Source organism: Faecalibacterium sp. OF03-6AC, assembly GCF_003478175.1.
Taxonomy (GTDB): Bacteria; Bacillota; Clostridia; order Oscillospirales; family Ruminococcaceae; genus Faecalibacterium; species Faecalibacterium taiwanense.
This window is the reverse complement of the sequence record NZ_QUEN01000013.1, coordinates 14,626-33,521: the sequence shown is the minus strand read 5'-3', so window position 1 is coordinate 33,521 and position 18,896 is coordinate 14,626. Positions and strand designations below refer to the sequence as shown.

The 18,896-nt window shown below is 57.3% G+C and carries 14 protein-coding genes and 6 tRNA genes; 11 read left to right on the top strand and 9 right to left on the bottom strand.

What is annotated here, in order from left to right; genetic code table 11:
* Window positions 1-14: 14 nt before the first annotated feature.
* The 7 genes from nusA to DXA66_RS12595 all read right to left on the bottom strand — a co-directional run bounded on the left by nusA (window position 15) and on the right by DXA66_RS12595 (window position 10,833).
* Complete coding sequence (nusA, locus tag DXA66_RS12630) at window positions 15-1,121, bottom strand: transcription termination factor NusA (RefSeq protein ID WP_097773881.1); 1,107 nt, start codon at window positions 1,119-1,121, stop codon at window positions 15-17.
* Window positions 1,122-1,158: 37 nt separating this feature from the next.
* Entirely contained in the window at window positions 1,159-1,644 is a 486-nt protein-coding gene (gene rimP, locus DXA66_RS12625; RefSeq protein WP_005945397.1) for a ribosome maturation factor RimP, read from the bottom strand.
* 137 nt (window positions 1,645-1,781) lie between these two features.
* Window positions 1,782-3,023, bottom strand: a complete 1,242-nt coding sequence (locus DXA66_RS12620; RefSeq protein ID WP_118529231.1) for an aminopeptidase — start codon at window positions 3,021-3,023, stop codon at window positions 1,782-1,784.
* Window positions 3,024-3,529: 506 nt separating this feature from the next.
* Window positions 3,530-4,951, bottom strand: coding sequence for a glycine--tRNA ligase (locus DXA66_RS12615; RefSeq protein ID WP_097773884.1), 1,422 nt, complete (start codon window positions 4,949-4,951; stop codon window positions 3,530-3,532).
* A 182-nt stretch (window positions 4,952-5,133) separates the two neighbouring features.
* Window positions 5,134-5,619 carry a 23S rRNA (pseudouridine(1915)-N(3))-methyltransferase RlmH gene (gene rlmH / locus DXA66_RS12610; protein WP_044954166.1) on the bottom strand — a complete coding sequence of 162 codons (486 nt, stop codon included), beginning with the start codon at window positions 5,617-5,619 and terminating at the stop codon, window positions 5,134-5,136.
* A 680-nt stretch (window positions 5,620-6,299) separates the two neighbouring features.
* Complete coding sequence (locus DXA66_RS12600; RefSeq protein WP_118529229.1) at window positions 6,300-8,549, bottom strand: DNA gyrase subunit A; 2,250 nt, start codon at window positions 8,547-8,549, stop codon at window positions 6,300-6,302.
* 292 nt (window positions 8,550-8,841) lie between these two features.
* Window positions 8,842-10,833: a type IIA DNA topoisomerase subunit B gene (locus DXA66_RS12595; RefSeq protein ID WP_118529228.1), complete on the bottom strand. Its 1,992-nt coding sequence runs from the start codon at window positions 10,831-10,833 to the stop codon at window positions 8,842-8,844.
* Between the two features lie 354 nt (window positions 10,834-11,187).
* Here DXA66_RS12595 and DXA66_RS12590 point away from each other — a divergent pair.
* The 6 genes from DXA66_RS12590 to recG all read left to right on the top strand — a co-directional run bounded on the left by DXA66_RS12590 (window position 11,188) and on the right by recG (window position 13,939).
* Window positions 11,188-11,263, top strand: a tRNA-Phe gene (locus DXA66_RS12590).
* Window positions 11,264-11,293: 30 nt separating this feature from the next.
* Window positions 11,294-11,369: transfer RNA gene (locus DXA66_RS12585), tRNA-Gly, on the top strand.
* A gap of 29 nt (window positions 11,370-11,398) precedes the next feature.
* Window positions 11,399-11,475, top strand: a tRNA-Asp gene (locus tag DXA66_RS12580).
* A gap of 86 nt (window positions 11,476-11,561) precedes the next feature.
* Window positions 11,562-11,637, top strand: a tRNA-Gly gene (locus DXA66_RS12575).
* 28 nt (window positions 11,638-11,665) lie between these two features.
* Window positions 11,666-11,740: transfer RNA gene (locus DXA66_RS12570), tRNA-Cys, on the top strand.
* Between the two features lie 138 nt (window positions 11,741-11,878).
* Entirely contained in the window at window positions 11,879-13,939 is a 2,061-nt protein-coding gene (gene recG / locus DXA66_RS12565) for an ATP-dependent DNA helicase RecG (protein WP_118529227.1), read from the top strand.
* Between the two features lie 70 nt (window positions 13,940-14,009).
* Here the strand turns inward: recG and DXA66_RS12560 are convergent, their stop codons facing one another.
* The gene (locus DXA66_RS12560) at window positions 14,010-14,702 is read right to left on the bottom strand and encodes a metallophosphoesterase (RefSeq protein ID WP_097773889.1); all 693 of its coding nucleotides are present in this window, start codon (window positions 14,700-14,702) and stop codon (window positions 14,010-14,012) included.
* 175 nt (window positions 14,703-14,877) lie between these two features.
* Here DXA66_RS12560 and DXA66_RS12555 point away from each other — a divergent pair, with 175 nt between their 5' ends.
* Window positions 14,878-16,218: a D-alanyl-D-alanine carboxypeptidase family protein gene (locus DXA66_RS12555; RefSeq protein WP_097776645.1), complete on the top strand. Its 1,341-nt coding sequence runs from the start codon at window positions 14,878-14,880 to the stop codon at window positions 16,216-16,218.
* A 78-nt stretch (window positions 16,219-16,296) separates the two neighbouring features.
* On the opposite strand, the gene DXA66_RS12550 is transcribed toward DXA66_RS12555, so the two are convergent.
* Window positions 16,297-16,370 (bottom strand) — tRNA-Gln (locus DXA66_RS12550).
* A 321-nt stretch (window positions 16,371-16,691) separates the two neighbouring features.
* On the opposite strand from DXA66_RS12550, the gene DXA66_RS12545 reads away from it, so the two are divergent.
* From DXA66_RS12545 to lepB, 4 genes are all read left to right on the top strand, one after another.
* Complete coding sequence (locus tag DXA66_RS12545; RefSeq protein WP_242959143.1) at window positions 16,692-17,150, top strand: InlB B-repeat-containing protein; 459 nt, start codon at window positions 16,692-16,694, stop codon at window positions 17,148-17,150.
* Window positions 17,151-17,198: 48 nt separating this feature from the next.
* Window positions 17,199-17,420 (top strand): hypothetical protein, encoded by a 222-nt coding sequence (locus tag DXA66_RS12540; RefSeq protein WP_242959145.1) that lies wholly within the window; start codon window positions 17,199-17,201, stop codon window positions 17,418-17,420.
* A 345-nt stretch (window positions 17,421-17,765) separates the two neighbouring features.
* Entirely contained in the window at window positions 17,766-18,308 is a 543-nt protein-coding gene (locus tag DXA66_RS12535; protein ID WP_118529226.1) for a hypothetical protein, read from the top strand.
* Window positions 18,305-18,895: a signal peptidase I gene (gene lepB / locus DXA66_RS12530; protein WP_118529225.1), complete on the top strand. Its 591-nt coding sequence runs from the start codon at window positions 18,305-18,307 to the stop codon at window positions 18,893-18,895. Before DXA66_RS12535 ends, lepB begins: the two co-directional genes overlap by 4 nt.
* Window position 18,896 lies beyond the last annotated feature (1 nt).

The window sequence follows — 18,896 nt, the reverse complement described above, 5'->3', positions numbered from 1 at the left end:
CATCTGCGCCAGAATTACTCGGTGTCGGTCTCGGCTTCCTTCTTCGGCTCTTCCTCGCCATAATAGCCGCTCTCGGGGCGGATATCAATGTTGTAGCCGGTCAGGCGTGCGCACAGGCGTGCGTTCTGGCCCTTGTTGCCAATGGCAAGGCTCAGCTGCTGGTCGGGCACGGTCACACGGCAGGAACGGGTCTCGCCGGGCAGCAGTTCCACCTTGACCACCTTGGCCGGGCTCAGTGCTGCGGAGATGAACTCGGAGATATCCTCGCTCCACTTCACAATGTCGATCTTTTCGCCGCCCAGCTTTTCCACAACAGCAGCCACACGGGCACCGTGCTCGCCGATGCAGGCAGAAACAGGGTTCACGTTGGGGTCCTTGCTCCAAACAGCCATCTTGGTGCGGGCACCGGCCTCGCGGCTGATGGCCTTGACCTCCACAGTGCCGTCAAAAATTTCGGGCACTTCCAGCTCAAACAGGCGCTTGACAAGGCCGGGGTGGGTGCGGCTGATCATAACGCGGGGGCCGCGCTCAGTGCTGACGACATCCACAACGTAGACCTGCAGGGTCTGGCCCTCGGTGTACACCTCGCCGGGCACCTGCTCGTTGTGGGGCAGGATAGCCTCGCCGCCCTTGCCCAGATCCAGAGCAACGATGCCCTTTTCCGGGTCCACGCGGGTAACGGTGGCCTGCACGATGTCGTGTGCACGGGACTGGATCTCGCTCAGCTGCTGGCTGCGCTCAGCCTCGCGGATGCCCTGACGGATCACGTGCTTTGCGGTCTGGGCTGCAATGCGGCCGAAGTCCTTGGTCTTGAGGGGGGTCACGATGCGGTCGCCCACTTCGTAGCTCTTGCGGATCTTCTGTGCCTCGGTAATGCCGATCTCAGAGTGCTCGTCGTACCAGTCCTCGTCGGCCACAACGTCCTGGATCAGGGCCACGTCAAAGCGGCCTGCGGCGGGGTCGATATCCACCTTCACGTGGTCCTCTTCCACCTCATAGTTCTTCTTGACGGCAATGATGATCGCAGCCTTGATCTTTTCGATCAGGTATTCTGCGGTGATGCCGCGCTCGTGCTCCAGCATGGAGAGAGCTTCAAAAAATTCATTGTTCGCTGCTGCCATTTTTCGGGTTCCTCCTGTAATTTACTCTCTATCTATGTTAGTCAAACAGGTCTTCATCGTCGCACAGGTTCACGCTGGATGCGGCGTTCACCTCAAAGGTGACAGCGCCCGCATCGGTGTTCACCGTAACGGTGCTGCCCTCGCGGCCTGTCAGGATACCGGAAAACTCACGCACGCCGTCTGCATTCGGGCGGATGAGCTTTACCCGGATCTTCTGGCCCTTGAGGGCTTCATAGTGCTCCGGGCGGGTCAGCTTACGGCCAAGGCCGGGGCTGCCCACTTCCAGATAATAGCTCTGGTCGATGGGGTCTGCCTCGTCAAGGATGGGGTCCAGCGCATGGGAAACATCCGCGCAGGTGTCGGTATCCATGGTGCCGTCCTTGTCGATGAGCACGCGAAGATACCAGTCTGGACCTTCCTTTTCAAAAACCACATCCCACAGGCGCAGGCCCATGCCCTCCACGGTGGGGCGGACAAGCGCTTCGACTCTCTGGGCGGTGTTGCCGCCAGACTGCTTCGCCATAAAAAACCTCCAAACAAACAAGAAACGCGGACCTTGCGGCCCACGTTTCAGGTTAAACTATATCGTACTACTAGAATATACCATACATCCCGCGATTATGCAAGCATTTTCGCAGATTTTTTTCGCCGCAGGGTCTTTTACAGCACCCACACGCCGTCCCGGAACAGCTCCACGGTGCGGCCATCGCGGCATTTGCCGGTGATATGGCTGTCCTCTGCACCGATCATCACATCCTCATGCAGGCGGGACTGGTTCATGCCGCGGGCCAGCAGCTCTTCCTTCGTCAGCGCCGTGCCGCCCTTCGTGGTGCCGGGGTAGCTGGCGCCGAACGCGATGTGGCAGGCGGCATTTTCGTCAAACAACGTGCTGTAGAACAGCTTGCCGCTGCGGTTGATGGGGCTGCTTGCCGGCACCAGTGCCACTTCGCCAATGCTGCGGGAGCCTTCGTCGCCGTCCAGCAGACGGCCCAGCAGCACCTGTCCCTGCTCGGCGTGGTAGTCCACAACCCGGCCCTTCTCAAAGGTGACACGGAAGTTCTTGATGAGCTGGCCGTTGAACACATAGGGCTTTGTGCCGTAGACAACGCCCTCTACCCTGTCCTTGTGGGGCGCAGTGAACACTTCCTCCGTGGGGATGTTGGGCAGGAACACCACTCCCTTTTCGCTCTTGCTGGCGGCGCTTTCCCACACAGCCCGATCCGCAAGACCCACGGTCAGGTCCGTGCCGTTGCTGCTCTCAAAATGCACGCTTTCCAAGTCCAGCGCGTTCATTTTATCCCGCAGAGTGCTGAGCCGCTCCATATGGGCCTTCCACTCGTTCACCGGGTCGCCGCCGGTGACCCGGCACACGTCAAAGATCAGCTTCCACAGCGCTTCCATGGCGGCATCCGCGTCCAGCTCCGGGAAGACCTTCTTTGCCCACGGCACACTGGGCAGGGCCGCAATGGACCACTGCACCCGGTCGTTCATGGTGTACTCCTGCCACTCCTCCATAAAGGCGCGGCGGGCGGCATTCACCCTGCTGATCTTATTGCCGTCAATGCCCGCATACAGCTCCGGGTCGTCCGCAATGAGATGCAGTACACACACGCCGCCCTCGCTTTCAGCATAGTCGAGATAGCGGCGCAGCTGCCATGGCTTGAGGTCGGTCAGGGCCTCCTCGCTGCCCAGCTCCATGCGGGCACGGGCCACAGCGTCATCGCTCCAGTTCACTTGCACATCCCGGGCACCGGCTTCGTAGGCACTGCGCACGCACAGCCGCGCCAGCGGCGCGCCCTCCAGCGGGCAGTTGATGATGAGGGTCTGGCCCGGCTGCGGGTTCACCCCCACCCGGACGATGAAATCGGCATATTTTTTCAGCAGTTCGTCAAAATTTTCCACGGTAGAACCTCCTGCGGTGTAAAAATCATGTTTTTCTGTTTTTCAGTATACCCGGTACAAGCCGTTCTGTCCAGTAAAAAGAAAACAGACACCTCCCGCTGTTGAAAAAGCAGGAAACGTCTGTTATACTGTCTCTTGAGAGTGCTGTCTACATACGGCAGGCGGTCTATGCCTTTTCGGCCCTGCGTCGGGAAGGCGAACATTTTTGTCGTACCCCGACGCTTTGCAGCGAAGGGGGTGATGCTTCATGACGCTTTTAGAAACTCTGGCTCTGCTCACATTGCTTGCAACCGTGAGCTTTGGCATTTTCGATATCGCGTGGAAGATCTTCAACAACAAAAAATGACCGCCCTCAGCGTCCAAACCTGAGCGGTCATCTTTTGATTATCGCGCCGGAAAGGTACTGACCGTTTGCCAGACAGCACTTTCTTTATTTGTATTATAGCACAGCCCCGCCGAAATTGCAACGGCGGGGCTGTTTTTTATCGACTGAAAGCGAAATTTTCTCAGAACTCGATCTTGCTCTCGATATAAGCTTTCAGCTCGGAGATGGGCATACGCACCTGCTCCATGGTGTCGCGGTCACGGACGGTGACACAGTTGTCGGCGGCAATGCCCTTGGCCTCGTCACCCACGGTATCAAAGTCCACAGTGATGCAGTACGGGGTGCCGATCTCGTCCTCGCGGCGGTAACGCTTGCCGATGGAACCGGTATCGTCGTAATCCACCATGAAGTACTTGCTCAGCTCGTTGCGGATTTCCATGGCCTTCTCGCCCAGCTTCTTGCTCAAGGGCAACACGGCGCACTTGTAGGGAGCCAGAGCCGGATGCAGATGCAGCACGGTGCGGATATCCTCCTTGCCCTTGCTGTCGGTCAGGTGCTCCTCGTCGTATGCTTCGCACAGGAAGGCCAGAGCCACACGGTCACAGCCCAGAGACGGCTCAATGACGTAGGGGATGTAGTGCTCGTTGGTCTCGCTGTCGAAGTACTCCAGGCTCTTGCCGGAAGCCTCCTGATGGCGGGTCAGGTCGTAGTTGGTACGATCCGCGATGCCCCACAGCTCACCCCAGTCGGTGAACGGGAAGGCGTACTCGATATCGGTGGTAGCGCGGCTGTAGAAGGCCAGCTCTGCAGGCTCGTGGTCACGCAGGCGCAGGTGCTCCTTCTTGATGCCAAGGCTCAGCAGCCAGTTCTCGCAATAGTCCTTCCAGTAAGCGAACCATTCCAGATCGGTGCCGGGCTTGCAGAAGAACTCGCACTCCATCTGCTCGAACTCGCGGGTGCGGAAGGTGAAGTTGCCCGGAGTGATCTCGTTGCGGAAGGCCTTGCCCACCTGGCACACGCCGAAGGGCAGCTTGCGGCGGGTGGTGCGCTGGATGTTGGCAAAGTTGACAAAGATGCCCTGTGCGGTCTCAGGACGCAGATAGCAGGTGGAAGAGCTGTCCTCGGTAACGCCGATGGCAGTCTTGAACATCAGGTTGAACTTGCGGATGGGGGTAAAATCGTGCTTGCCGCAGACGGGGCAGACGATGTCCTCATGCTCTGCGATGAAAGCATCCATCTCGTCAAAGCTCATGGCATCCACGTTCACCTCGGGGTGCTCCTCGCCGATCAGCTTGTCGGCGCGGTGGCGCGCCTTGCAGGCGCGGCAGTCCAGCAGGGGGTCCGAGAAGCTGGACACATGGCCGGTGGTCACCCAGGTCTGAGGGTTCATGATGATGGCTGCATCCAGACCCACATTGTAGGGGCTCTCCTGCACGAATTTCTTCAGCCATGCCTTTTTGACGTTGTTCTTGAACTCGACGCCCAGCGGGCCGTAATCCCAGCTGTTGGCCAGACCGCCGTAGATCTCGGAACCGGGGAACACATAACCACGGTTCTTGCAGAGATTGACGATCATATCAAGGGTCTTTTCGCTCTGTTCCATTGTAGTACATCCTTTCCGTCCGCGGCTGGTTTGCCGTGTCGTTGTTGTATCATTCCGGCAGCTTTCCCCACTGCCGGGCGTGCTTTTCAAAGGGAAAGCACAGTATCTTTACTGTACCATGTTTTGCGCCGCTTGTAAAGCCGAAAACCGGCCTGCTTTGGGGAACAGACCGGTTTTTGCACTTATTTATGGTATTTCATCCCTGCATTGATGGTGCAGGCACGGTAGATCTGCTCCGTGAGCACAAGGCGGGCCAGCTGGTGGGGCATGGTGATGCGTCCCATGCTGAACTTGAGTGCAGCGGCCTTTTTCACCTCATCGGACAGGCCGTGGGACGAGCCGATGACGAACGCCACATCCCCTGCCCCGCTGTTTGCGCGGTCGGCAAGGAACTGGGCCAGCTCGTCGGAGGAGATCTGCCTGCCTTCAATGCACATGGCCACGATGGCAGCACCCTTGCGCACGTTGGACAGAATGGCCTTGCCCTCCTTGTCCAGTGCCTTTTTTACCACGGCATCCGAGGCGTTCTTCTCCTCGATCTTTTCCTCCGGCAGCTCGATGATGCGGAAGGACGCGAAGGCGGCAAGGCGCTTCTGGTACTCGGCCACGCCCTCGGCGAAATATTTTGCATTCAGCTTGCCCACACAGATCAGGTCGATGTTTTGCATTGCAGTTTCCTCTTTTATATAGAAACGATTTAAAATTGTCTCCGCTTCGCTCTGACAATAATAGCGGAAAATTATTTTTATAATTTGCAGCTCCGAAACGACTGCGGTCGTTTCGGAGCTGCTTTTTCACGGGAGGGGTCGTAATGGCAAGCGGCATCTTGCTGCTGTCAGCCTGCGGCTGTCGCGCAGCAGATAAAGCGTAAACTCACCCGCACGGCTCGTCGCGCAGCGACTCAAAATCGGCGCAACACAAAAAATCCTCTAGCGCAGCGACTTGGATTTTTTGTATGGAGCCCATCTGCTTTGGGATTATTAAGGGCGAGCAGCCCTTAGTTTGCAACAGCGACGACCGCGGCCAGTGGCCGAAACAGGGAGGAGCTGTTGGGGCAGCGGCCTGCAGGATGCGAGTGCCGTCCAAGGCACGAAGCAGACGCAGGGAGCCGCAACCCGCTGCCTCCCGCGCCTCGAAAGTAGCGGAGACCTTGCCGCGCTGAACACGCGGCATTTGCTGCGCAAACCGGTCTGCGGCTTAAAAGCCCCACTGGGGCTTTCATGCCCTGTGGGCACCGCCGTCCTTTCTGGTTCTCTTTTGGCACGCAAAAGAGAACGTACCCGGCGGCAATGCCTTTTGCAAAAGCCATAGAACCTGCCCCACGCGAAAACGCTCTGCACGGGAAACATCACAGCAGGCTCATCTGCTCACCCTCGTCCTCGGCGCGGAGCAGCGCACCGGTAGCGGGCAGGCTGCGCACACGGTAGCGGTGGGGGTTCGCCAGCTCCAGCGTGTCCGCCGGGACGACCGACGCGATGGTCTGGTTCTTTTTCAGGGTAACGACCGCCACGCCCTGACTGTCGCGGGTGGCCTTGGCCGCGATCTGCGCCGTGCCAACCAGCAGCATCCGGCTGGCACTGGTGCGGATGGCAAGCTCGGTCTCCTCCGGCAGGAAGAAGAGCTTCGCCAGCGGTTCCTTGTCGCAGTAGGCCTTGAGCAGCTTACGGCGGTTCTGCTTGGTGGCATAGGAGCTGAGCGGGATCTTTGCGCACCTGCCGCTGGCAAAGAAGAACAGCATATAGCCGCTGTAGTCGCTGGTGATCACCATGGAGAGCACGTTCTCGCCCTCGTCCATGCCCAGACGGCCCGGGATGAAAATGCCCATCTGGGCCACCTTGCCGTCCTCCAGCTCTGCCAGACGCACCTTGTACACCTGCTGCTTGTCGGTAAAGAACAGCGCTTCCACGTTGTTGCGGGTCTCGATCTGCTGCACGATCTCGTCGCCTTCTTTCAGCTTATGGGCACCGGCGGTGCGCAGACCCTGCGGCGGGATCTTTTTGAAGTAGCCCTCGCGGGTAAAGAACACTGTCACGGGGTAATCCGGCGTTTCTTCCTCCTCGGAGCCGTTCTCTTCCTCAGGCAGATCGTACAGGATCTCGCTGCGGCGGGACTGGCCGTACTTCTTGGCAACATCGTTCAGCTCATTGATGATGATGCGGCGGATGCGGGCGGGCTTTGCAAGGATATCGTTCAGGTCGGCAATATCCTTTTCCAGCTGTTCGATCTCGCTGGTGCGCTTGAGGATATATTCCCGGTTCAAATGACGCAGCTTGATCTCGGCCACATAGTCGGCCTGCACTTCATCGATGCCAAAACCGATCATCAGGTTGGGCACCACTTCGGTCTCTTCCTCGGTGGTGCGGATAATTTTGATTGCCTTGTCAATGTCCAGCAGGATAGCAGCAAGACCCTTGAGCAGGTGCAGGCGCTTTTCCTTGCCGTGCAGGTCGTAGTAGGTGCGGCGGCGCACGCACTCCACGCGGAAGGCCGTCCACTCCTTGAGAATTTCGCGCACGCCCATCACGCGGGGCTGGCCGGACACCAGAATATTGAAGTTCGCGCTGAAGCTGTCTTCCAGAGGGGTAGCCTTAAACAGCTTTGCCATCAGCTTATCGGCATCCACGCCGCGCTTGAGGTCCAGTGTCAGCTTCAGGCCGTTCAGATCGGTCTCGTCACGCATGTCGCTGATTTCCTTGACCTTACCGGCCTTGACCAGCTCCGCGATCTTATCCATGATGGCCTCCACCGTTGTGGTGGGCGGGATCTGGGTGACCTCGATCATGTTTTCGCCGGGTACCACGTTGTAGCGGGCGCGTACCTTCACGCTGCCGCGGCCGTTCTCGTAAATTTCACGCATCTGCGCTTCATCGTACAAAATCTGACCGCCGCCCACGAAGTCCGGGGCGGGCATGGTGGTGGAGATGTCGTGGTGCTCGTCCTTCATCAGGGCCACGGTAGTGGCGCACAGCTCTGCCAGATTGAACGAGCAGATGTTGCAGGCCATGCCCACCGCGATGCCCAGCGTGTTGTTTGCCAGAATGGTGGGGAATGTGACCGGCAGCAGGGTAGGCTCGGTGGTGGTGCTGTCGTAGTTGGGCACAAAGTCCACGGTCTCCTTGTCGATATCCCGGAACAGCTCCTCGCACACACCCTCGAGCTTTGCCTCCGTGTAACGGGCAGCAGCGCAGGACATATCCCGGCTGTAGGCCTTGCCAAAGTTACCCTTGCTGTCCACAAAGGGCACCAGCAGGCTCTCGTTGCCGCGGCCCATGCGCACCATGGTGTCGTAGATGGCGGCATCGCCGTGGGGGTTCAGGTGCATGGTGCTGCCCACGATGTTGGCAGACTTGGTGCGTGCGCCCTTGAGCAGGCCCATCTCGTACATGGTGTACAGCAGCTTGCGGTGCGCCGGTTTGAAGCCGTCGATCTCTGGCAGCGCGCGGCTGACGATAACGCTCATGGCGTAGGGCATATAGTTGGTTTCCAGCGTGCGGGTGATGGGGTCCTCCAGCACACTGCCAGCATTTAAAATTTCAACACCGTCGCCCAACTGCGGGCGCACCGGCTTGAAGGTTTTCTTGGTCGATTTTCTAGGCATCTTCTAACCTCTTGACGATTTTAAATGGGCGCCGCTCTCGCTCTGCCCATATTCAGCGGAAAATATTTTTTATTTTTGCAGCTCAGGATGGCCTGCGGGCCATCCTGAGCTGCTCTTTCACAGATGGAGCCGTTCCGGTTTTCTGCATTTTTCCCTTAAAATGCCGTGACCCGTTGGGGCCTTCTTCGTGAAAACGTGATTTGGAGCAGCCCGCAGGCTGCGACAAATCACCAAATTAAAATAACGTTACCTCTGTCATTGCCAGAGCGCAAGCGGAGGCAATTTAAAATCATCAGCTCACATCCAGATCGTCCAGATATTCTGCGCCGTGCTGCGCAATGTGTTCCTTGCGGCCTGCAAGGTTATCGCCCAGCAGGATATCGAACACCTGCGCGGTCTGCACCACATCAGTGGGCATCACCTTGATCAGACGGCGGCTCTCCGGGTTCATGGTGGTCAGCCACATCATCTCAGGGTCGTTCTCACCCAGACCTTTGGAGCGCTGGATGGTGTATTTTTTCTCGCCGATCTCTTCCAGAAACGCTGTCTTTTCCGGCTCGGTGTAGGCAAAATAAGTTCGTTCTTTCGTTGTAATTTCATACAACGGCGACTCTGCGATATACACATAGCCCTTCTCGATCAGGGTCGGGGTCAGGCGGTAGAGCATGGTGAGCACCAGCGTGCGGATCTGGTAGCCGTCCACATCGGCATCGGTACAAATGACGATCTTATTGAACCGCAGATTGTCGAGGTTAAAGGTCGCCAGCTCCTTGTTGTGTTTGCCGCCCAGCTCCACGCCGCAGCCCATCACCTTGATGAGATCCACGATGACATCCGATTTAAAGATGCGGGCATAGTCGGCCTTCAGGCAGTTCAGGATCTTGCCGCGGATGGGCATGATGGCCTGATATTCACTGTCGCGGCTGGACTTGACCGCACCCATAGCGGAATCGCCCTCCACGATATACAGCTCGCGGCGGGATGCATCCTTGGTGCGGCAGTCCACGAATTTCTGCACCCGGTTGGCAAGGTCGATCTGGGTGGACAGCGTTTTTTTGATGCTCTGGCGCGTTTTTTCCGCGTGCTCGCGGCTCTGCTTGTTCACCAGCACCTGCTGGCAGATCTTCTGGGCCTCGTCCGGCTTTTCCAGAAAATACACTTCCAGATAATGCTTGAGGAAGTCGGTCATAGCCTGCGAGACGAACTTATTGGTAATGGCCTTTTTGGTCTGGTTCTCGTAGCTGGTGCGGGTGGAAAAACTGGACGAGACATACACCAAGCAGTCCTGCACATCCTGAAAGCTGATGGCGCTCTCACCTTTTTTATAGAGGTTCTTTTCCTTCAGGTACTTGTTGATCTGGTAGACAAAGGCGGTGCGCACCGCATGCTCCGGGCTGCCGCCGTGCTCCAGCCAGGAAGAGTTGTGGTAGTATTCCAGCATCTGCACCTTATTGGAGAAGCAGAACGCCGCGCTCATGCGCACCTTGTAATCCGGCTGATCCTCGCGGTCTCGGCCGGATGCCTCACTCTCGCAGCTGAACACCGGGGTCAGGGTATCCTCCCCTGCCACCTCGGCCACATAGTCCGCGATGCCGTGCTCATAGCACCAGCTCTCGTACCACGCCTTGCCAGTGGCAGGGTCTTTCTCTTTTTCATCGGTAAAGTTCAGGGTCAGGCCTGCGTTGACCACCGCTTGACGGCGCAGGGTATCCTTATAGTAGCTGCCGGGCACATCGATGTCGGTGAACACCTCGTCGTCCGGCTTCCAGTGAATGATGCTGCCAGTGCGGCGGCCCTTGTAGGCTTCCTTCTGCAGGCCGCCCACATTCTCGCCCTTTTTAAAATCAAGGTGATAGTGGTATCCGTCACGGTAGATATCGGCGGTCATCCATGCAGAAGCATACTGGGTAGCGCACAGGCCCAGACCGTTCAAGCCAAGGCTGAACTCGTAGTTATCCTCACCCTCGCCATACTTGCCGCCTGCATACATCTCGCAGAACAACAGCTCCCAATTGTAGCGCCCCTCGCCGTTGTTCCAGTCCACGGGCATACCGCGGCCAAAGTCCTCAACGATGACGCTGCCATCCTTACAGCGGGTCACGTTGATGGTATCGCCGTGGCCGTCGCGGGCTTCGTCGATGGAGTTGGAGACGATCTCAAAGATGGAGTGGGCGCATCCCTCCACGCCGTCTGAGCCAAAGATAACGGCCGGGCGCTTACGCACACGGTCGGCACCCTTCAAAGAAGTAATGCTCTCGTTGCCATATTCCTGTTTTTTTGCCATGCTGCTCCTCCCGGCCCGGCCTTTCTTGCAAAAAGCGGGCCGTCTGTAGTCAAATCATAAAACGCCTCTGCCCTTTTCTTACTATAATATAGGTATACACAGAGAAAAAGGGCAAAAGCGCCTGAATCATTTCATTTTCATTAAACCATAGGTTGTTGAATTTGTCAATTTCTGTTTGGCGCGCCCGCACACAGCACGTCCTGTGCCGGATGTGCCGAAAGCAGGTTGAAAAAGTCATTCTTATTTTACGCGCTGGAGCGACCAAAATCAAGAAAGTTTCAATTTTCTGAAAAAAATTTGGATTTACCCCTTTACAAAATCGAAATTTCAGGTATAATAATCATCGTCCGGTGCGCCTCTGTAGCTCAGTCGGTAGAGCAGGGGACTGAAAATCCCCGTGTCATTGGTTCGATTCCGATCGGAGGCACCAGTCAAGGAAACCCAGCAGGGTTTCCAATATGCGGCCGTAGCTCATCTGGTAGAGCGCCACCTTGCCAAGGTGGAGGTAGCGAGTTCGAGCCTCGTCGGCCGCTCCATAACGGAGCAGCAACAGTTGCTCCAATATGGCCCGGTAGCTCAGTTGGTTAGAGCACCAGCCTGTCACGCTGGGGGTCGTCGGTTCGAGCCCGATCCGGGTCGCCACCAAGAAAGCGCAAGCTTTCACCTACTTTGAAACTTGTTTTCAGGGCATCAGAAATGATGGGTGCAAGGTAAAATGCACCGAATATGCGGCCGTAGCTCATCTGGTAGAGCGCCACCTTGCCAAGGTGGAGGTAGCGAGTTCGAGCCTCGTCGGCCGCTCCAACAGGAGTGGAAATTCACTCCTAAATATGGTGACGTGGCCAAGTGGTAAGGCAAGGGTCTGCAAAACCCTCATCCACCAGTTCAAATCTGGTCGTCACCTCCAAAAGATTCCCGGAAGCTTCGGCTTCCGGGATTTTTTTTGTTTTGCGTTGTTCCCGGAATGATTATCGCCGGTTTAGCTGGATTTGCAAACGGGAAGGTGCTACAATGGCTATACTACTTTGCAAAGGAGCTGATGCCTGTGCCCGCCGAAAACCATACCACCCTCACCCCGGATACGCCGGTGCGCTACCTGAAGGGCGTTGGCCCCAAGACCGCTGAGCGGTTCGAGAAGCTGGGCATCGTGACGCTGGCCGACCTGCTGTGCCACTACCCGCGCAGATATATCGACTTCACCAAACCCTATTCCATCGCCGAAGCGCCCACCGATGTGGAGTGCGTCGTCAGGGCCGAGGTGTTCGCCAAACCCGGCGGGCGTATCCTGCCGGGCGGGCGGCGGATGGAGCGCATCACTGCCGGGGACGATGTGTCCAGTCTGGAGATCACATGGTTCAATAATCCCTATGCCGCCCAGAAGCTGCAGCTGGGGCAGGAATATTATTTTCAGGGCATCGTTACCGGCGGGATGCTGCGCCGCCAGATGGTCAACCCGCAGGTGCGCACCGCCGAGCAGATTAAGGCTTCTCCCTTTGAAGCGGTCTACCCCCAGACCGAGGGCCTGACCAGCAATGCCATCGCCAAGTGCGTGCGGCAGCTGCTGCCCCATGCAGAGCTTCTGCCCGACCCTCTTCCGCCGGAAATGCTGACAAAATACCGTCTGCTCTCCAAGGCAGATGCCGTGCGGGCCATCCACTGCCCCGCCACCGAAGAGCAGGCCTATGCAGCCCGGCGGCGGCTGATCTATGAAGAACTTCTGGTTCTGCAGCTGGGCATTGGCCGGATGAAAAACCGGGGTGCCGCTGCCACCGGTGCGCCCATGCAGCTTGCCGACCCGTCCCTGTTCTGGGCCAGCCTGCCCTTTTCCCCCACCGGAGCCCAGCGCCGGGCCGTGAGCGAGATTCTGGCCGACATGGCGGGCGAGACTTCCATGAACCGCCTTTTGCAGGGCGATGTGGGCAGCGGCAAAACGCTGGTGGCGGCTGCCGCCATCTGGGCCTGCATCCGGGCGGGGTATCAGGCCGCGCTGCTGGCCCCGACAGAAATTCTGGCCGCCCAGCACGCCGAAGGCCTGAACCGGATGCTTGCCCCCTTCGGGATGCGGGTGGCCCTGCTGACCGGCGGCATGAAGGCCGCTGCACGCCGCACCACCCTTGCCGCCATCCGGAACGACGAAGCCGACCTTGTGGTGGGCACCCACGCCATCCTCAGCGAAGGCGTAGAGTTTGCCCGGCTTGGTCTTGCCGTGATCGACGAGCAGCACCGCTTTGGGGTACGGCAGCGCGGAATGCTGGCCGAAAAGGCCGCGAATCCGCACCTGCTGGTGATGAGCGCAACGCCCATTCCCCGCACGCTGGGCCTGCTCATCTACGGCGATTTGGACATCTCCATTCTGGACGAGCTGCCGCCGGGCCGCACACCGGTCAAGACCCGCTGCATCACCGGCAAAAAGCGACGCGACCTCTACCATTTTCTCGATCAGGAGATCGGGCGCGGGCGGCAGGTGTATCTGGTCTGCCCCGCCATCGAGGACACACCGGATGGCGGGCTGAACGCCGTTAAGAGCTACTACGAGGACATTGCCAAGGCCCTGCTGCCGGAGCGCCGGGTAGGCCTGATGCACGGCAAGCTCAAACCCAAGGAGAAAGCTGCCGTGATGGAGGACTTCAAAGCCGGACGGCTGGACGCACTGGTGTCCACCACCGTCATTGAGGTGGGTGTGGATGTGCCCAATGCCAGCGTAATGGTGATTGAAAACGCAGAGCGCTACGGTCTGAGCGCCCTGCACCAGCTGCGCGGCCGCGTGGGACGCGGTGCAGCGGAGAGCTGGTGCTTTCTTGTCAGCGACAACCAAAGCGAAAACGTACAAAAGCGGCTGAAATTTTTGTGCAGCACCACGGACGGCTTTGCGGTGGCGCAGTACGATCTGGAGACCCGCGGCCCCGGCGACTTTTTCGGCAGCCGCCAGCACGGCCTGCCCACCCTGCAGATCGCCGACCTGATGAACGACACCCGCACCCTGCACGCTGCGCAGGCGGAAGCCATTGCCATGCTGGCCGACGACCCGCTGCTGGAAGCGCCGGAGCACGCACTGCTGGAACAGCAGGTGCAGCAGATGTTCGAGAAAGCCGGAGCCATGAACTGATCCGGAGGTTTTTTGCGCACAAGCAACAGCAATTGCAAAAGCCGCTGCACGGCTGGTGCAGCGGCCCCTGTTATCGAACGGAACGCTTTGCGTGCCGTTCGCCCATGCTTATCACATCGCAGAACACGCAGCGGCTTTTGGTGGAAAGCTGGGTATCCTTATGGTAGCAGCCAAAAAACCACTTGTCGTAGGTCAGCTTCAACAAAATTTTATCCAGAAAGCTGTGCAGCTGGTTGGTCTCGCCGCTGGCAAGGGCGGTAAAATCCAAAAATCTGCTTGGCGCATCGTGGGTCAGCACATAATCCACTTTGTAATCGCACGCTGCAAGGTTCTCCTCACAAAAGGCGTATTCCTCCTCCGAAGGCATTTCTTCCCTCCACCAGTTCACGCCGGGTTCCCGATCCTCCACATCCTGGCTTTCCGCACCGCCAAAGCACAGGTATTTTTTGTTCTCCAATTCCAGCACACTGCCGCGGCACACATGGTACACATTGCCGCCCAGTGCCTGCACCTTGCCGCCAAAGCGTTCCTCGGTGGGATACTGCTTCAAAAGATCGTAGTTTTCGTGGCTGCCGTCCAGAAACAGCAGGGTATACGGGCGCTTGCGCAGCCAATCCAGCTTTTTCTGTTCCTCCTTGCTGCCGTCCCACACAAAGCCAAAGTCGCCCAGTACCACCACGGTATCCCGTTTGCCCAGCCAGCGCAGCTTGCCGTGCTTGAAGCGGTCGATGTCGCCGTGGGTGTCCCCTGTCAGATATACCATTCCTGTCCTCCCTGACCGGATGTGAAATCGGCACAATAAGCCTTGTCACACCCCGCCAAACCTGTTATTATAAAGAATACAGCCTTCCGCTGTGATCTCGTTCTTATCCGGCGCACTGCACCTGTGCCGTGCTGCCTGTTGTTTTATATTATCGCTTTTTAAAGGAATTGTCCACATGAAACGTATTTTTGCGCTGGTTTTATCGTTCGCTGTCCTGTTCAGCTGCCTTGTGCTGCCCGCCGGGGCTATGTTCGACCCCACCCCGGTCTATCAGGTGCAGGCACAGAGTGCCTATATCGTCAACACCGATACCAATATCATCGTCTATGATAAGGACAGCACAAAGCAGGTATCCGCCGGTGGTCTGACAAAGTACATGACCATCGCCCTGCTGCTGACCAACTATGCCGACCATCTGGACGACACCTTCCAGATGCCCTTTGCCATCTCGGATTACGTTTATAACACCAACAACGCCGATATGCGCTCCAACGAGACCTTTACCTACCGCGAAGCCATGTACGCCATGCTGACCCGCAACGCCAACGAAGCCGCCATGGGCCTTGCTTATGCCCTTTCCGGCGGCGACCTCGCGGGCTGGGTGAGCCAGATGAACACCCTGTCCCAGCGCATCGGCACCACCGGCAGCACATGGACGGATGCCTGCGGCATCGACAGCGGCAACGTGACCTGTGCCGTGGATATGTACCTGATCCTGCGCTATCTGATGAGCTTTGATGCCTTTGTGGAGGTTTCCGGTGCGCCCAGCTTTACCATGCCCGCCAAAGAAAAACACCGTTCTTCGTCTGTTCTGGTCAGCCAGAACGCCGCGCTGAGCAAATCCAGCGGCGGCAAATACTACCGCAGCGCCATGCAGGGCGGCATGTGCGATGTGACCGCATTCAAAAACGACAGTGGCAATCAGAGCTATGTTTCATGGGCCAATAAGGATGGTGCCACCTATATTTTCTGCGTGATGCAAAGCCCGGACACCTGCGACGATTTCGGCTACGCCAATCGCCGCCCGGCCCTGTGCGAGACCGTGAAGCTGATGGACTGGGTGTTCGACAGCTTTTCCATTCAGGCCGCGCTGGATACCGACCTTACGCTGGCTGAGATCCCGGTGAAGTATTCCTCCGATACCAGCTCCCTGCAGCTGTATCCCGCCGACAGCATGATGACCCTGCTGCCCTCCACCGGCGACGGCAGCGTGACCCAGAAATATTTCCACCTGCCGGATCACGTGTGTGCCCCCGTCCAGCAGGGCGATGTGGTGGGCACCGTGGAGCTGAAGCTTGCCGGTGAGACCATTGGCGTGGTGGACCTGATCGCCGGGCAGGATGTCAGCCGCAACCCACTGCTGTTCACTGTGGCGCGTTTTCAGGAATTCTTAGGCAGTCTGTACCTCAAAGTTGTAATAACATTGAGTATTATTTCCATCATCATCTACTTTGCGTGGGTCCTTTTGAACAACTGGAACCGCCGCAAGCCCACCAGAAAGATCCGCCGCCGCTGAGCTTTGTACCGTTCAGCCGCATTTTGTGGAAAAGTGACGCAAAAAGCCCCGTCAGCCTTTTCAGGATGACGGGGCTTTTGGTTGCGCCAGCAGGAGTCGAACCTACGATGGGGGAGTCAAAGTCCCCTGCCTTACCGCTTGGCGATGGCGCATCATGCAAGGTATTATACCATATTCTTTGTTTTTCCACAAGGGGAAGGTTCCACTTTTCCGCTTTTCCGCTTTTGCGGCGGCTCTGTGATGCCTTTTGCAGCCTGCAATTTGTGAAAAACCAATTTTTTCATCATAGCAACAAAATACGCCCATTTTGTTGCACTTTTGTTGCATTATATGTGGTAAATATAGGATTGAATAAACCTCCTCTTCCCGGCTTTTTCGTCTACTGCCTCATGGCGGGGACATCGAGGTCTGTTCTGGTGTTTCCGTTCCCGGCAGGCACCACATCCCAATTCGTCAGGAAAGCGAGGAGTCATATGAAAAAGATCTTGAAAATGCTGGTCCTCGGTCTGCTCAGCGCTGCACTGCTCTGCTGTGCACTGCCCTCTGCCTTTGCCGCAGAAGACAAGGATTCGCAGGTCTACACCATTGGTCTGGATGCCATGGGCGGCAGCAGCTCCGCTGTGGCAGTCACCACCAATCTGAGCGGCAAACTCAGTGCCCTGCCCGCGCAGCCTACGCTGGAAGGCTACACCTTTGACGGCTGGTATACCGAGCCGGTGGGCGGCACAAAAATCAGCACCTCTACGGTGTTTACCGGTGATACCACTGTGTACGCACACTGGACCGTGAAAAACGCCACCACTTCCACCAGCACATCCACACCCGCTCAGCCGGAACAGACCGCGCAGGAATACGATGACGGCCCGGTTCTGAGCGTTCTGGCGGTAGCCGGTGCTCTGATCACCACGCTGGCCGTGGCTGCCTTTATTTAAGTCTTTCCACGCACTGTATCAATTTTATCAATAGAAAGGAAAATCTCCATGTCTACTATGAAACTGCCTGCAAACTATGCCTCCATCAGCGAAGAGGAAATGGTCTATCTGGACGGTGGTGCCAGCGACGCTTACAACAGCTTCCTGAATATCGGTAAGGTGTTCAACGCCATTGCCCGTATCTTCTCCGGTGCAAGCTCCATCATCAACAATGTCAACGTGATCTACCAGTCCTTCCTGACTCTGGGCGATCTGCTGAAGAGCTTCTGATCCGGCTTCTATTTTCATCTGTTTTTCAAGAACTGTTTCCGTTGTGGGGACAGTTCTTTTTGTTTTTAATGCATTTTCAGTCCGGTGTATCCGGCGTAATCGTTTACATCAAAAGAAACAATTTTTTTATTCTTTGGCAAAAAAATGCACAGAAAAAGCATTTTTGTTACGCTTCTGTTGCGCATGTTGTGCTAACATACAGGGTAGAAGTTTATCCATCAAACTGGCGCTGTCACGTCGAAAACTAATATATCAAATGTGGTTTTGTGGTGCGAAAATTTTCGGATTTGTCGAAAGTTTTCGTTCGCCTGATCCGACCACTTTTTGCGGGAGAAATCGATCATTATGCCGGACCGTGAACTGCGGCACATGCGCCGCACCGAATTAGTCGAGATCATTCTGGCGCTCAAGCAGAGCGAGGACCAGCTCCGGGCAGAAAACGCTGCCCTGTCTGCCCAGCTGCAGGAACGGCAGATCCATATTGAAAACGCAGGTTCCATTGCGCAGGCTGCACTGGAGCTGAACAAGGTGTTTGAAGCGGCGCAGGCTGCGGCCGATGAATACGTTGCATCGGTGCACGCAGCAAACAAAAACACCAATGCCGCCGCCAGCGCTCTGCGCGCTCAGGCGGAAGCCGAAGCCCAGCAGATCCTTGCACAGGCACAGACTGAGGCCGCGAACCTGAAGGCCCGCACCCAGCAGCAGTGCGACGCGGAAGTGGAAGCCGCCGCACGCAAGCGCGCCCAGACCGAAGCGGACTGCAAGGCAATGCTTGCCCGGACGCAGCAGGAGATCCAACAGCGCTGGGCCGCTTTTGACCACCGGGCCAGCGAACTGCTGGACGGCTATCACAGCACGGAATTCCTGCCGGAGGAGCGTGCCAAATGAAAGAGCAAAAGATCAGGTTCACGCCCATTCCATCCACAGCAGAGGTGGAAGCAGAGCGCGAACGTCTGGCCTACCGCAGCCGTTATATGCGGGTGCTGCGCAGCACGGTCTACACGCTGCTGGTGGTCGCGGCCGTTGCCGTGCTGCTGGCCACCCTGTTTCTGCCGGTGCTGCAGGTCTCCGGCGACAGCATGAACCCCACTCTGCAGGACCGGGACATCATTCTGCTGGTCAAAGGCAGCGACATGAAGACCGGCGACCTTTGCGGATTTTACTGGCAGAACAAACTTCTGCTCAAGCGCATCATCGGCCTGCCCGGTGATGTGATCGAACTGGACGAGGACGGTGTGGTCACTGTGAACGGTCAGACGCTGGATGAACCCTATGTAGATGAACTGGCTCTGGGCGAATGCGACATCAAATTTCCCTATCAGGTGCCGGAAAACCGGTATTTCGTACTGGGTGACCATCGGGCCACCTCCATTGACAGCCGCAGCAGTGTGATCGGCTGTGTGGAAAAAAGTCAGATCGTGGGCAAGGTTTTTTTGCGGGTATGGCCCTTGTCCAGTTTCGCGTTGATCCACTAAG